This is a genomic window from Burkholderia sp. YIM B11467 (genome assembly GCF_052952715.1).
Genome location: NZ_JBQVSQ010000005.1, coordinates 419639 through 433346, shown reverse-complemented (window position 1 = coordinate 433346; position 13708 = coordinate 419639). Strand labels below are relative to the sequence as shown.

At 66.6% G+C, this 13708-nt stretch carries 14 protein-coding genes and 1 tRNA gene; 8 read left to right on the top strand and 7 right to left on the bottom strand.

Features of this window, described 5'->3' with window-relative positions:
• Positions 1-79 precede the first annotated feature (79 nt).
• The 6 genes from rnr to ACTRWB_RS20345 all read left to right on the top strand — a co-directional run bounded on the left by rnr (position 80) and on the right by ACTRWB_RS20345 (position 7299).
• Complete coding sequence (gene rnr, locus ACTRWB_RS20370) at positions 80-2572, top strand: ribonuclease R (RefSeq protein ID WP_446903066.1); 2493 nt, start codon at positions 80-82, stop codon at positions 2570-2572.
• Positions 2573-2720: 148 nt separating this feature from the next.
• A complete protein-coding gene (gene rlmB, locus ACTRWB_RS20365) occupies positions 2721-3464 on the top strand; it encodes a 23S rRNA (guanosine(2251)-2'-O)-methyltransferase RlmB (protein ID WP_048243915.1) in 744 nt (247 codons plus the stop codon).
• Positions 3465-3556: 92 nt separating this feature from the next.
• The gene (locus tag ACTRWB_RS20360; protein WP_446903065.1) at positions 3557-4429 is read left to right on the top strand and encodes an N-acetylmuramoyl-L-alanine amidase; all 873 of its coding nucleotides are present in this window, start codon (positions 3557-3559) and stop codon (positions 4427-4429) included.
• Between the two features lie 91 nt (positions 4430-4520).
• The gene (gene rpiA / locus ACTRWB_RS20355; RefSeq protein ID WP_096470822.1) at positions 4521-5216 is read left to right on the top strand and encodes a ribose-5-phosphate isomerase RpiA; all 696 of its coding nucleotides are present in this window, start codon (positions 4521-4523) and stop codon (positions 5214-5216) included.
• 278 nt (positions 5217-5494) lie between these two features.
• Complete coding sequence (locus tag ACTRWB_RS20350) at positions 5495-6211, top strand: FadR/GntR family transcriptional regulator (RefSeq protein WP_048243909.1); 717 nt, start codon at positions 5495-5497, stop codon at positions 6209-6211.
• A gap of 101 nt (positions 6212-6312) precedes the next feature.
• Positions 6313-7299 (top strand): Gfo/Idh/MocA family protein, encoded by a 987-nt coding sequence (locus ACTRWB_RS20345; protein ID WP_446903064.1) that lies wholly within the window; start codon positions 6313-6315, stop codon positions 7297-7299.
• Between the two features lie 49 nt (positions 7300-7348).
• Here the strand turns inward: ACTRWB_RS20345 and ACTRWB_RS20340 are convergent, their stop codons facing one another.
• The 7 genes from ACTRWB_RS20340 to ACTRWB_RS20310 form a co-directional block, all read right to left on the bottom strand.
• Positions 7349-8041 carry an amino acid ABC transporter permease gene (locus ACTRWB_RS20340; protein ID WP_048243905.1) on the bottom strand — a complete coding sequence of 231 codons (693 nt, stop codon included), beginning with the start codon at positions 8039-8041 and terminating at the stop codon, positions 7349-7351.
• Positions 8042-8163: 122 nt separating this feature from the next.
• Positions 8164-8958 carry a cystine ABC transporter substrate-binding protein gene (locus ACTRWB_RS20335; RefSeq protein WP_129514463.1) on the bottom strand — a complete coding sequence of 265 codons (795 nt, stop codon included), beginning with the start codon at positions 8956-8958 and terminating at the stop codon, positions 8164-8166.
• A 106-nt stretch (positions 8959-9064) separates the two neighbouring features.
• The gene (locus ACTRWB_RS20330) at positions 9065-10102 is read right to left on the bottom strand and encodes a quinone-dependent dihydroorotate dehydrogenase (protein ID WP_446903063.1); all 1038 of its coding nucleotides are present in this window, start codon (positions 10100-10102) and stop codon (positions 9065-9067) included.
• Between the two features lie 99 nt (positions 10103-10201).
• On the bottom strand, positions 10202-11032 hold the full coding sequence (locus ACTRWB_RS20325) for an arginyltransferase (RefSeq protein WP_446903062.1): 831 nt from the start codon (positions 11030-11032) through the stop codon (positions 10202-10204).
• Positions 11033-11065: 33 nt separating this feature from the next.
• On the bottom strand, positions 11066-11830 hold the full coding sequence (gene aat, locus ACTRWB_RS20320) for a leucyl/phenylalanyl-tRNA--protein transferase (protein ID WP_048243898.1): 765 nt from the start codon (positions 11828-11830) through the stop codon (positions 11066-11068).
• An 11-nt stretch (positions 11831-11841) separates the two neighbouring features.
• Positions 11842-12387: an NUDIX hydrolase gene (locus ACTRWB_RS20315; protein WP_011351855.1), complete on the bottom strand. Its 546-nt coding sequence runs from the start codon at positions 12385-12387 to the stop codon at positions 11842-11844.
• Between the two features lie 187 nt (positions 12388-12574).
• A tRNA-Met gene (locus tag ACTRWB_RS20310) sits at positions 12575-12651 on the bottom strand.
• Positions 12652-12848: 197 nt separating this feature from the next.
• On the opposite strand from ACTRWB_RS20310, the gene ACTRWB_RS20305 reads away from it, so the two are divergent.
• Together ACTRWB_RS20305 and ACTRWB_RS20300 are read left to right on the top strand one after the other, a co-directional pair.
• Positions 12849-13346: a heme-degrading domain-containing protein gene (locus ACTRWB_RS20305; protein WP_129514465.1), complete on the top strand. Its 498-nt coding sequence runs from the start codon at positions 12849-12851 to the stop codon at positions 13344-13346.
• 3 nt (positions 13347-13349) lie between these two features.
• Complete coding sequence (locus ACTRWB_RS20300) at positions 13350-13688, top strand: DMT family transporter (protein ID WP_419687206.1); 339 nt, start codon at positions 13350-13352, stop codon at positions 13686-13688.
• Positions 13689-13708 lie beyond the last annotated feature (20 nt).

Here is a 13708-nt window from a genome sequence, read left to right as displayed (position 1 = left end):
TAGAACTGTCTGACGGACACCTCTATGTTGATGCCGTGCACCATCGGTCAACGCAACGAGAACAATCATCGACAAACCCTTGAGCAAATATCCGTACCCCATTCCGAGCCGTGAAGAGATTCTCGGCGTGCTGCGTACGAGCGACGCGCCGCTGGCCGCCAACGACATCGCCGAAGCATTGTCGATCAAGCGTCAGGAGCGCGAGGGGTTCTTCCGGCGTGTCGCCGCGATGGAACGCGACGGCCAGATCCGCCTCGACAAGCGTGGCCACTACCAGCTGACCCATCCGTCGAACTTCGTCGCCGGACGCGTGCAAGGGCATCGCGACGGCTACGGGTTCGTGATCCGCGACGACGGCCAGGACGACCTGTTCTTGCCGAACGGCGAAATGCAGAAGGTGATGCACAACGATCGCGTGCTCGCGCGGATCGTCGGCTACGATCGCCGCGGCCGCCCGGAAGGGCATGTCGTCGAAGTCACCGATCGCGCGAACAAGCGCGTGATCGGCCGCCTGCTCAACGAGAACGGTGCGCTGATCGTCGCGCCGGAAGACAAGCGCATCGGCCACGACATCCTGATCACGCAGAACGTGAAGAAGGCGAAGGTTGGGCAGGTCGTGGTCGTCGAGCTGACCGATTTCCCGAGCCGTCATTCGCAGCCGCTCGGCCGTGTCGTCGAAGTGCTCGGCGATATCGACGATCCGGGCATGGAAATCGAAATCGCGGTGCGCAAGTACGGTGTGCCGCATGAATTCAGCCAGCCGGCGCTCGACGAGGCCGCCGCGCTGCCCGACAAGGTGCGGCCGACCGACCTGCGATTCCGCGTCGACCTGCGCGACGTGCCGCTCGTGACGATCGACGGCGAGGACGCCCGCGACTTCGACGACGCCGTCTACTGCGAGCCGGTCAAGGTCGGTCGCGGCGACGGCTATCGTCTGATCGTCGCGATCGCGGACGTGTCGCACTACGTACAGCCGGGCGGCGGGCTCGATGCCGACGCGCTCGAACGCAGCACGTCGGTCTATTTCCCGCGCCGCGTGATTCCGATGCTGCCGGAAAAACTGTCGAACGGCCTGTGCTCGCTGAATCCGCAGGTCGACCGCTGCGTGCTCGCGTGCGACATGGTGATCACCGCGCGTGGCGAGATCAAGGCGTATCAGTTCTATCCGGCCGTTATCCATTCGGCTGCACGCCTCACGTACACCGAAGTCGCGGCCGTGCTGTCGAACACGAAGGGGCCGGAGGCCGCGCGTCGCGCGGACCTGCTGCCGCACCTGCAGGACCTGTACGGCGTCTACAAGTCGCTGTTCGCCGCACGGCAGAAGCGCGGCGCGATCGACTTCGACACGACCGAGACCTACATCGTCTGCAACTCGCAGGGCAAGATCGAGCAGATCGTGCCGCGCCAGCGCAACGATGCGCACAAGCTGATCGAGGAATGCATGCTGGCCGCGAACGTCTGCGCGGCCGATTTCCTGAAGCGCAACAAGCATCCGGGCCTGTACCGCGTGCACGCGGGGCCGACGCCGGAGAAGCTCGAGAACCTGCGCGCGTTCCTGCGCGGCATGGGCCTGTCGCTCGGCGGCGGCGACAAGCCGCATGCGAGCGACTACGCGGCGCTGATGGCGCAGATTCGCGACCGGCCCGACGCGCAGATGCTGCAGCCGATGCTGCTGCGCTCGATGCAGCAGGCCGTCTACAGCCCGGACAACATCGGTCACTTCGGTCTCGCGTACGAGGCGTATGCGCACTTCACGAGCCCGATCCGCCGTTATCCCGACCTGCTCACGCACCGCGCGATCTACGCGATCCTGTCCGGCAAGAAGTACGTGCCGAAGGCGCCGGACGGCTTCGAGCTGAACACCGCGCTGTCGCCGCGCGCCCGCGCGATGCAGCAGGCCGACGACGAAACGCGCGGCCGCTCGCGCCCGAACACGGCGATCTGGGAAGAGCTCGGCCTGCACTGCTCGGCGAACGAGCGGCGTGCGGACGAAGCATCGCGCGACGTCGAGGCATGGCTCAAGTGCTACTTCATGCGCGACAAGCTCGGCGAGGAGTACGGCGGGATGGTGAACGGCGTGACGTCGTTCGGCATCTTCGTGCAGCTCGACACGCTCTTCATCGAAGGGCTCGTGCACGTCACGGAACTCGGCTCGGACTACTTCCAGTACGACGAGATCAAGAACGAGCTGCGCGGCGAACGGACGGGCATCCGCTATCGCCTGTCGGACCGCGTGCGCGTGCAGGTCAGCCGTGTCGATCTCGACGCGCGCAAGATCGATTTCCGTCTCGTGCGCGATACGCCGGTGAAGGCGCCGCGTCCGTCGCCCGCGCCGGCTGCCGCAGGCGTCGATCGCAACGGCAACGGCCCGCGCGTGCGTGCGCTGCCGCCGGCGGAGGACTCCGCACCGCGTCGCAAGAAGGCCGCGAGCGCACCGAGCGTCGCGGTACAGGAAGCGCGCGCCGCGCGTACCGCCGCGAAGAAGAAGGGCGGTAATGGCGGTAGCGGTGGTGGTGGCGGTGCGGCGGCAAAGCCGACCGCGAAGAAGACACGCGCCCGCAAGAAGTATTGAGCGTTCGGGGCGGCGCAAGCGCACGCCCTGCAGTATCGAGAGACGCCGCGTCACCGGTCATCGGCCGGCAACGCGGCGCTTTCCTTTTCCATGGATCGCGGCCGCGCGCGTCGCGCGGCTGCACGTTTGATCGAAGGTTGTTCCAGTCATGTCACGTCTGAAGGTTCTTTACGGTTTTCATGCGGTGACCGCACGTTTGCGGCACGATGCATCGACGGTTGCGGAGGTGCTGTACGACCAGACGCGCCGCGACCGCCGCATGCAGGACTTCCTGCACACCGCGAAGGAAGCGGGCGTGCGGCTGATCGCGGCCGACGAAACGCGCCTGTGGGGCCTCGCCCATACCGAGCGTCACCAGGGTGTCGTCGCGCGCGTCGAGGACGTCCCGCTCGCGCAAAACCTGTCCGAGCTGCTCGACGGCATCCAGGGCCCGGCGCTGCTGCTCGTGCTCGACGGTGTCACCGATCCGCACAACCTCGGCGCGTGCCTGCGTGTCGCCGATTCGGCGGGTGCGCACGCGGTCATCGCGCCGCGTGACCGTGCGGTCGGCCTGAACGCGACCGCGGCCAAGGTGGCGAGCGGCGCGGCCGATACGGTGCCGTACATCACGGTGACGAACCTCGCCCGCGCGCTGCGCGAGCTGAAGGAAGCCGGCGTGTGGATCATCGGCACGTCGGACGAGGCGTCGTCGACGCTCTACGACACGAAGCTCGACGGCCCCGTCGCGCTCGTGATGGGCGCGGAAGGCGAAGGCATGCGCCGGCTCACGCGCGATACCTGCGACGACGTGATGAGCATCCCGATGGCCGGCAGCGTGGAAAGCCTGAACGTGTCGGTCGCAAGCGGCGTGTGCCTGTACGAAGCCGTGCGCCAGCGGCGCGTGAAGGGCTGACACAGCCCGTCTCGCGCGATGCGCGCGGGCCTGACCCGAACGACGCGTGCCGCGATACGACGCGCCCCGCGGCTCCCCGGAATTCGCGACCGATGACCCTGCTTCGTGTTGGCGCATCCTGCGCCGTGTTGTGCGTGCTGGCAGCCTGCACGTCGCCGTCGCTCGTCGAACGCGGCACCTACTACGCCGACACGAGCCAACACGCGCGCGGTGCCGATTCGCGGATCCGTTTTCTCGTGATGCATTACACCGAAAGCGACGAAGCGAAATCGTTGCGCACGCTGACGGGCGATTCGGTCAGCGTGCATTACGTCGTGCCGCCGCAGCCGCGTATCGAACGCGGGATGCCCGTCGTCTACCAGCTCGTGCCGGAATCGCAACGCGCATGGCACGCGGGCGTCAGCGAGTGGCAGGGCACGACCGAGCTGAACGCGGCGTCGATCGGCATCGAGAACGTGAACCGCGGCCCGCTCGATCCGCAGAATCGCACCTGGCAGCCGTATCCACCCGAACAGGTCGAGGCGCTGATCCGCCTGTCGAAGGACATCGTCGCGCGCTACGCGATTCCGCCGACGCGCGTGGTCGGGCACAGCGACATCGCGCCGCAACGCAAGATCGATCCGGGGCCGCTGTTTCCGTGGCACGCGCTGGCCCAGGCCGGCGTCGGCGCATGGCCGGACGATGCAACGGTTGCCGCGCGGCTCGGCGGCCGCGATCCGCACGCGCCGGTCGATGTGCGCGAACTGCAGCTCAAGCTCGCGCGCTATGGCTACGACGTGCCGACCGACGGCGTGCTCGACGCCCGCACGCGACGCGTGTTCGCGGCGTTCCAGATGCATTTCCGGCCGTCCGACTACGCGGGCAATCCGGACGCCGAAAGCGATGCGATCGCGCAGGCGTTGCTCGACAAATACTTCCCCGGCTCGCAACCGGCGGACAACGCGCCCGCGGCGGGCGCGCCCTGAACCCGTGGCGCACCGCGCGCCGAAAAACGCGGGCTGTCATCCGAGTCCGGTAAACTGGCGGTTTTCCGCAATCCCGCAGCATGACCACTCCATGACTCAAGACGAACTCAAACGCCTCGTCGGCCAGGCCGCCGCCGACTACGTGATCCAGAACGTGCCGGAAGGCGCCGTGATCGGCGTCGGCACCGGCTCGACCGCCAACTGCTTCATCGACGCGCTCGCCGTCGTCAAGTCGCGCTACCGCGGCGCCGTGTCGAGCTCCGTCGCAACGACCGAGCGCCTGAAATCGCACGGCATCAAGGTGTTCGACCTGAACGAGGTCGATTCGCTGCAGGTGTACGTCGACGGCGCCGACGAGATCGATGCGAGCGGCGCGATGATCAAGGGCGGCGGCGGCGCGCTGACGCGCGAGAAGATCGTCGCGTCGGTCGCCGACACGTTCGTCTGCATCGCGGACGCCAGCAAGCGCGTGCCGGTGCTCGGCGCGTTCCCGCTGCCGATCGAGGTCGTGCCGATGGCACGCACGGCGATCGGCCGGCGCGTGACCGCGCTCGGCGGTGTGCCGGTGCTGCGCGTGACGAAGGACGGTGCACCCTACATCACCGACAACGGCAACGAGATCATCGACGTGAAGGGGCTGCAGATCGCCGATCCGCGCGGTTTCGAAGCACAGGTGAATGCATGGCCGGGCGTCGTGACGGTCGGTTTGTTCGCCGAGCGCGGTGCGAATCTGTGCTTGCTCGGCACGGAAAACGGCGTTGAAACGATCGTTTATTCGGCCAATTGAAAGAAATGAAAAGCAGTCCGTAACGGCGTGTTACATCCGTAATGGATTGAATGTTTAAATCTTGTGGAAACCGGGGCCCGGCAGGCGCAGTGCGCTTCCCGGGCCTTTTTTGAAGCCTTATAAATCACCCCGTCAAAAAGAGGGATAACCCTGTCAGGTGTTTACCAGATAGCGAAATATCCCCGAACTCATCAACTTATAGATCATAAGAACAGTAGTAACCAGGGCCGGCGGAACTGCGGAGCAGGTGTTCGCAAATCGACGCACGGGGAGGTGTTATGGAGCAGGGCAAAGACCGGTCACTGGTCGCCAAAGTGATGGATGGGCTTGTCTCGGGTATCGTCGAAGACAAGTACGGCGGCATCTTGCCGCCGCAAGATGTGTTGTCGAAAGAGTTCGATGTGAGTCGCACCGTGATGCGGGAAGCGTTGTCGATGTTGCTTGCGCGCGACATGCTGGACGTTCGGCCGAAAGTCGGCACGCGCGTGCGGCCGATGCGTGACTGGCGCATGATCGACGAAGACGTGGTGAGCTGGCGGTTTCGGGCAAAACCCGATCCACAGTTCATGCGCGACGTCATCGAATTCCGGATGCTGATCGAACCACGTGCGACCGCGCAGGCGGCGGTGCGTGCGACGGCGGCTGACATCGCGGGTATCCGCGAGGCGTTCGATGCGTTCAAGGTGCTGCAGCCCGGCGACACGGGCTACGACACGGCCGACGAGTTGCTGCACACGCGGATCGTGCAGGCGAGCGGCAATCAGTTCTTCCAGCAGATGGCGGCGATCGTGCGCGGTGCGGTGCGTCTCGTGAATCCGCGCGTCGTGCAGAAGGAGGGGGCGCACGAGATTGCCGTGAAGGCGCATGCGCGTGTCGTCGACGCGATCGAGCGGCGCGATCCGCGCGAGGCCGAAGCGGCTTCGCTGGCGCTGATCGATTTCAGCGCCGACGAGATCTCGCGCGATTTCTCTGTCGACGTGCCGGTGCGTGCCTGACGTTGTTCGTGTCGCTCATCCGAGTGCTGGCGAGCCGTTTATCATGACGGCCGACCGGCAGCGTGCCGGTCACCGTCATACGACCGACACGGAAGATCAGGATGAACGACAACGACCAACGCCCGGTGCGCTTCGGCATCGTCGGTGCGGGCAGCATTGCGCGCCGCTTCGCGCAAAGCCTCGCACACGTGCCGGGTGCCATGCTCGCCGGTGCCTGGGCCCGCCGCGCCGACGCAGCGGCAGCCTTTTGCGGGACGTGCGGCGGCACGCCTGCCACGAGCCTTGAGGCGCTCCTCGCGAGCGATATCGACGCGGTTTATATCGCGACACTCCATGACAGTCACGCGCAGTACACGCTGGCCGCACTTGCCGCCGGCAAGGCCGTGCTGTGCGAAAAACCCGCGACGCTGAACGCGGCGCAACTCGACACCGTGCTGCGTGCGGCACGCGACGCCGGGCGGCTTTTCATGGAAGCGATGAAGCCGCCGTTCTTTCCGTTGTACCGTCAGCTGCGCGCGCACCTGCGGGACGATCCGATCGGCGAGATCCGGCTCGTGCGGGCGGGCTGCGCGTCGTCGTCGGTACCGGACGACCATCCCGTCTATCGCCTCGATCGCGCGGGCGGCGCGCTGCTCGATATCGGGATCTACGAGGCATTTCTCGCGGTCGACTGGCTCGGCGCGGCGCTCGACGTGCAGACGCTCGGCCGCGTCGGTGCGACGGGTGTCGACATGTTCGCGAGCCTGAACAGCGTGCATGCGAACGGCGGGATCGCGCAGCTTTTTTGCGGGCTCGACGTGATGGGACGCGGTGACGCACTGATCGCCGCGGCCGGCGGCCACGTGACGATCCACGAGAAGTGGTGGAACCCCGCACGCGCGACGATCCGCTACGCGGACGGGCGGTCGGTCGAACTCGACGCGCCGGTCGACGGCGGCGGGTTGAACTACGAGACCGCGCATTTCTGCGACCTGCTGCGCGCGGGCGCAACCGAGAGCCCGATCATGACGCACGACCATTCGCGGCAGATGATCGCGATGACCGATGCGGCGCGCGCCGCGCTCGGCGTGCGCTATTCGGGCGAGTAAGCGGAGAAGGCGGGGCGCCGGGCACGCGTGCCCGGCGGATGGCGTGCGCTCAGTGCCGCGACGGCAGCGACAGGCGTTTTTCGTACCAGCGTTGCACCCACTCGAGGATCTGGCACAGGATCCAGTACACGGCCGCGGCGGCGAGATAGAGCGGCAGCGGCTGGTAGGTCGCCGCGATCACTTCCTGCGCGCTGCGCAGCAGTTCGGTCACGGTGATCACGGACACGAGCGACGTGTCCTTGATCAGGCTGATCAGGCTGTTCGACAGGCTCGGCACCGCGATGCGCAGCGCCTGCGGGCCGATCACGTAACGCAGCGTCTGCCCCCACGACAGCCCGAGGCTGTACGCGGCCAGCCATTGGCCGCGCGCGATCCCGTTGATCGCGCCGCGCATGCTTTCGGACATGTAAGCCGCGACGTTCGCGGACAGCGCAATGACGCCCGCCGGCGTCGGGTCGAGCGAGATGCCGAGGCTCGGCAGCCCGTAGTAGATGACGAAGATCTGCACGAGCAGCGGCGTGCCGCGCATCAGGCTCACGTACGCGCGCGCCAGCCACGCGAGCGCGTTGACCCAGATGCGTTCGAAGCCTTCGAGCGGTTCGCTCTGGCGAATGCCCATCATCGCGAGCATGACGGCGCCGAGCAGGCCGAACACCATCGACAGTACGGCGAACTTGACGGTCAGTACGGCGCCCTGGGCGAGCACCGGCAGCGATTGGACGAGCAGGGACGTTGTCGACATGGAATACGAATCGAATGCTTGCGCGGAAGCGCAATCATAAACCGGACGAATAAAACAAAGGGCGGCATCGTTGCTGATGCCGCCCTGTTCGGCCCGCCGTCAGGCGGGAAATGCAGGCGTGCTTACTTGATCGGTTTCGTCACGTCGATGCCGAACCACTTGTCCGAGATCTTCGTGAACGTGCCGTCGGCCTCGAGTTGCGCCATCGCGTCGTCGATCGCCTTCTGGAACTGCGGGTTGCCCTTCTTGAACGGGATGCCCGACGGGTTCGCCGAGCCGACGTTCGCGCCCGGGCGCAGCGGCAGCTGCGAATTCTTCGTCAGGTAGGCGAGCATCAGGCGATCGTTGAGCGCTGCGTCGAGGCGGCCGGCCGCGAGATCGCGCAGGTACTCGGGCGCGCCCGGGTACGTCTTCACGTCGATGCCGGGCACCGACTTCGCCATGTCCATGTAGTTCGTGCCGAGCGCGACGCCGAGCTTCTTGCCTTTCAGGTCGTCCAGCGACTTGAACTGGCGCGTGTCGTCCTTGCGCTGGATCAGCTGCGCGGACGAATACGTGTACGCCGGCGAGAAGTCGAGCGTTTCCTTGCGCTTGTCGGTGATGCCGACCTGGTTGGCGATCACGTCGAACTTGCCGGCCTGCAGGCCGGCGATGATGCCGCTCCATTCGGTCGTCACGAATTCGGCCTTCACGCCGAGCTTCGCGGCCACGGCCTTCGCGATGTCGACGTCGAAGCCGACGAGTTCGCCTTGCGGGTTCTTCGAGTTGAACGGCGGGAACGTGCCTTCGAGGCCGATTCGCAGCGTGCCGCGTTGTTTTACCTGGTCGAGGAGGTCGGCCGCATGCGCGGTGGCGGCGGCGAACGACGTGCCGATCACGCCGGCAACCAGCAGCTTCTTCAGCAGCGAAAATTTCATCGTGTGAGCTTCCTTGCCCCGGTGGGGGCTTCTGTTCTGATAGTGCGATCGATGATAGCAAAAACGCAATCGATCGATAAATATCGTTTGTTTATGCCTATATTACTTATGCGGCATGCTCGCGGGCGACGGCTTTCACGCATTCGGCGACGAGCGCGGGGCCGCGGTAGATGAAGCCCGTATAGAGCTGGACGAGCGCCGCGCCGGCCGCGAGCTTTGCACGGGCGTCCTCGCCCGAGAAAATGCCGCCCACGCCGATGATCGGCACTTCGCTGCCCACTTCGGCGTGCAGCTTGCGGATCACCTCGTTCGACGCGTCGAACACCGGGCGGCCCGACAGGCCGCCGGCTTCGTCCGCATGCGGCAGGCCCTGGACGGCCGCGCGCGACAGCGTCGTGTTGGTGGCGATGACCGCTTCGATCTTGTGGCGCAGCAGCGTGTCGCCGATTTCCTTGACCTGTTCGTCGTCGAGATCGGGTGCGATCTTCAGCGCGAGCGGCACGAGCTTGCCGTGCAGGTCGGCGAGGCGCTGCTGCTTGTCCTTCAGCGCGGCGAGCAGCGCGTCGAGCTCGCCCGCGCCCTGCAGCTGGCGCAGGTTCTTCGTGTTCGGCGACGAGATGTTGATCGTCACGTAGCTCGCGAACGGGTACACGCGCTCGAGGCAGTACAGGTAGTCCTCGGCGGCGCGTTCGATCGGCGTATCGGCGTTCTTGCCGATGTTCAGGCCGAGGATGCCGCGGTAGCGGGCGGCCTGGACGTTCTTCACGAACTGGTCGACGCCGTGGTTGTTGAAGCCCATCCGGTTGATCAGCGCGTCGGCCTGCGGCAGGCGGAACATCCGCGGGCGCGGGTTGCCGGGCTGCGGGCGTGGTGTGACCGTGCCGACTTCGATGAAGCCGAAGCCGAGCGCCGCGAGGCCGTCGATGGCCGCGCCGTCCTTGTCGAGGCCGGCCGCGAGGCCGACCGGGTTGCGGAACGTGAGCCCCATCACGGTGCGCGGCGCGTCGGGCACGCGGGCCGACAGCGCGCAGGCGAGGCCCGTGCGGCCGGCCGCGCCGAGCGCGCGCAGCGTAAGGTGGTGAGCGTCTTCCGCATCCATTTTGAACAGGGATGCGCGGGCCAGCGGATAGAGGGAACTGAACACGGGAATTGGGCGGACGGCCGGAATGAATGACAACCCGCTATTTTACCGGGAGTTGCGCGGCAGGGGCGCGCTTCGCTTCGTCGCCCCCGGCGGCGCGCGTCAGCCCGAGCCGGAATGCCCGCCCGGCAACGGCGCGCGGGCCAGTGCCGCGTCGACGGGCGGCAGGTCGATCCGTTCCGGATCGAGTGTCTTCCAGCGGCCGTCGATCAGCCCCTCGAGCGGGTGGAAGTTCGCCTTGTAGGCCATCTTCGGGCTCTCGCGGATCCAGTAGCCGAGGTACACGTACGGCAGGCCGAGGCTTTTCGCCTGCTCGATCTGCCACAGGATGTTGTAGGTGCCGTAGCTCGTGTGCCGGTCGTCGGGCTCGAAGAACGTGTAGACCGACGACAGCCCGTCGCCAAGGATGTCGATCATGCTGACCATGCGCAGCTTGCCGGGCTCGCCGCCCGGCGCGTCGAGGTCGCGGAATTCGACGAGGCGGGAATTGATCCGGCTCTGCAGCAGGAACTGCTCGTACTGGTCGCGGCTGTCGCGATCCATGCCGCCGCCCGCGTGGCGCGCGGACTGGTAGCGCATGTAGAGCGCGTAGTGCTCTTCGTCGTAGTGCAGCGGCGAAACCGTCGCGACGAGCGCGCGGTGCCGCTTCCACATCCGGCGCTGCGTGCGCGCCGGCACGAACGCGTCGACCGGCACGCGCACCGGCACGCACGCGCGGCAGCCGTCGCAGTACGGGCGATACGTGAAGACGCCCGAGCGGCGGAAGCCGGCCTTCACGAGTTCGGTGTAGATGTCGGAGTTGATCAGGTGGCTCGGCGTCGCGACTTGCGAGCGCGCGATGCGGCCGTCCAGATAGCTGCACGGATAGGGCGCCGTTGCATAGAATTGCAGCGCCGAAAGCGGTGAAAGCGGCAGCTCAGTCGGGTGAGTCATGGGCAGCTCTCGATGCAGGGAAGGAGTGCCGCGCTAGCGCTCGATCCCGGAGGGCGCCGCCGTTTCGGCGGGGCCCGTCAGCGCGGCGAGCACGCGCTTGTCGAACTGCCACGGAATCGGCGGTTCGGCTACCGCGCTGCGCACGTGAGCGACAAAGGCCTTGCGTGCGATCTCGCGGCCGCCGAGCGACGCTAGATGCGACGTATTCTGCTGGCAGTCTATCATCTCCAGCCCCTGCTCGCGAAGGTGGGCGACGAGCGCGGCCAGCGCGATCTTCGATGCGTCGGTGGCATCCGCGTACATCGATTCGCCGAAAAACATCCGCCCGAACGACACGCCGTACAGGCCGCCGACACGGCGCCCGTCATGCCACGTCTCGATGCTGTGCGCGTTGCCGGAGCGATAGAGCGACGTGTACGCGTCGATGATCTCGGCGGTGATCCACGTGCCGCGCTGCCCGCGGCGCGGCGCCTGCGCGCAGGCGCGCATCACGCCCGGAAAATCGTGATCGACGCGCACTTCCCATTCGGGCCCGCGCAGCACGCGCTTCAGCGTCTTGCGCAGCGACGGCGACACCTTGAATTCGGCCGGCACGAGGATCATGCGCGGGTCGGGGCTCCACCACAGCACGGGCTGGCCGTCGGAGTACCACGGGAAGATGCCGCGCCGGTACGCGTCGATCAGGCGGGACGGCAGCAGGTCGGCGCTCGCGGCGAGCAGCCCGGGCGCGCCGGTCGCGGGACCGAGCGCGCGTTCGATGGACGGAAACGGATCGTCCGGGCCGAGCCAGGGGACCATGGGTCGCGGGCTCAGCCGTTGCGCAGCGAGCGGAAGATATCGCCGGTGTGCACGCCGTAGTCGCCCGCGGCGCGATCGGCGAAGAAGAATCGCAGGGTCTGGCTGACGGTCGGGAACGCGATCTCGTCCCACGGAATGTCGGCTTCGTCGAACAGCTTCACCTCGAGGCTTTCCTCGCCGGCTTCGAAGGCGGGATCGGTGAGCCGCGCGAGATAGAACAGGTGAACCTGGTGCACGTGCGGCACGTTGAGCAGCGTGAACAGGTTCTGCACCTCGACGCGCGCGCCGGCTTCCTCGAGCGTTTCGCGCGCGGCGGCTTCCGCCGTCGTCTCGCCCATTTCCATGAAGCCCGCGGGCAGCGTCCAGAACCCGTAGCGCGGTTCGATCGCGCGGCGGCACAGCAGGATCTGATCGCCCCAGACCGGGACCGTGCCGACGACGTTGCGCGGATTCTGGTAGTGGATCGTGCCGCAGTGATCGCAGACGAAGCGCTCACGGTTGTCGCCCGGAGGAATGCGCGCGATGACTTCGTGACCGCAGACGGAGCAGAATTTCATGTCGAGTGGAAGGGACGAGGTGAATGCGAGTGTATCACCGGGGCGTGGCATTCTCGAACGCCTGCGCATGCGGGCGGCGTGCCGCGCGAAGCGCAGGACGCACGTGCGTGAAGAGGGGGAGAGAATCGTGTGCGGAAAAACAAAAAGCCCGGCGCGGAGCCGGGCTTTTTGCGTAATTCTGGACGTTTGGTTGCGGGGGTAGGATTTGAACCTACGACCTTCGGGTTATGAGCCCGACGAGCTGCCAGACTGCTCCACCCCGCGTCCGTCGAAGAAATGAATTATAAGGAGTTACCCGAACGCGTGCAAGCACTTTCTGACAATCGCGTGTCGCGTCTTGTGGGGACGGGACGGTGGGCGCGTGCGCTAGAATCGAACGGTTTGTTTCGTCTCTTCGGCAACGGCGCCTTGCGCGATCGCATCGGCGCCGTTGCGATTCTCATTACGGCATCGACGGATTCATGGACATCGCTCACGATCTGCAATCGATCGGCGCGCAGGAACAGGCGCTCGTGTTTCCCCATTTCGACCCGGCCCGCGCGTGGGCGCTCGGCAACCGGATGCATGCCCTCGCGACATCGCGCGGCCATGCGATCGCGATCGACATCGTCACGTTCGGCCAGCCGCTGTTCTACGCGGCGCTCGCCGGCGCGACGCCCGACAACGCCGACTGGGTGCGCCGCAAGCGCAACGTCGTCGCGCATTTCCGGCGCAGCTCGTATGCAATCGGCCTGCGCATGCAGCAGGCCGGCGCGACGCTGGCGGACAAGCACGGGCTGCCGATCGGCGAATATTCGCCGCACGGCGGCGCGTTTCCGCTGACCGTCGCGGGCGCCGGCGTGATCGGCTCGATCACCGCGTCGGGGCTGCCGCAGCGCGCGGACCACGAATTCGTCGTCGAGGCGCTGTGTGCCGAGCTCGGCCAGGACTACGCCGTGCTGGCCCTCGCGAGGAGTTGAGCGATGCAGATCCCGGGATACGCATGGCTCGCGATCGCGATCGTCGCGGAAGTGATCGGCACGTCGGCGCTGCGCGCGGCGGACGGCTTCACGCGCTTCTGGCCGTCGGCGCTCGTCGTCGTCGGTTACGGCATCGCGTTTTACTGCCTGTCGCTCACGTTGCGCACGATGCCCGTCGGCATCATCTATGCAGTCTGGTCGGGCGCCGGCATCGTGCTGATCACGCTCGTCGCGATGCTGCTCTATCGTCAGGTGCCGGACGTGCCGGCGGTGATCGGTCTCGGGCTGATCATCGCGGGCGTCGTGGTGCTGAACCTGTTCTCGAAGATGCAGGCGCACTGAACGTGCGACTGCCGTTTGCC

Coding starts and splice junctions, on each gene's coding strand:
- ACTRWB_RS20335 (WP_129514463.1), bottom strand. CDS start 8,958: ATGAAATTTTCGCTGCTGAAGAAGCTGCTGGTTGCCGGCGTGATCGGC.
- ACTRWB_RS20325 (WP_446903062.1), bottom strand. CDS start 11,032: ATGACTCACCCGACTGAGCTGCCGCTTTCACCGCTTTCGGCGCTGCAA.
- rpiA (WP_096470822.1), top strand. CDS start 4,521: ATGACTCAAGACGAACTCAAACGCCTCGTCGGCCAGGCCGCCGCCGAC.
- ACTRWB_RS20360 (WP_446903065.1), top strand. CDS start 3,557: ATGACCCTGCTTCGTGTTGGCGCATCCTGCGCCGTGTTGTGCGTGCTG.
- aat (WP_048243898.1), bottom strand. CDS start 11,830: ATGGTCCCCTGGCTCGGCCCGGACGATCCGTTTCCGTCCATCGAACGC.
- ACTRWB_RS20305 (WP_129514465.1), top strand. CDS start 12,849: ATGGACATCGCTCACGATCTGCAATCGATCGGCGCGCAGGAACAGGCG.
- rlmB (WP_048243915.1), top strand. CDS start 2,721: ATGTCACGTCTGAAGGTTCTTTACGGTTTTCATGCGGTGACCGCACGT.
- ACTRWB_RS20345 (WP_446903064.1), top strand. CDS start 6,313: ATGAACGACAACGACCAACGCCCGGTGCGCTTCGGCATCGTCGGTGCG.
- ACTRWB_RS20340 (WP_048243905.1), bottom strand. CDS start 8,041: ATGTCGACAACGTCCCTGCTCGTCCAATCGCTGCCGGTGCTCGCCCAG.
- ACTRWB_RS20315 (WP_011351855.1), bottom strand. CDS start 12,387: ATGAAATTCTGCTCCGTCTGCGGTCACGAAGTCATCGCGCGCATTCCT.
- ACTRWB_RS20300 (WP_419687206.1), top strand. CDS start 13,350: ATGCAGATCCCGGGATACGCATGGCTCGCGATCGCGATCGTCGCGGAA.
- ACTRWB_RS20350 (WP_048243909.1), top strand. CDS start 5,495: ATGGAGCAGGGCAAAGACCGGTCACTGGTCGCCAAAGTGATGGATGGG.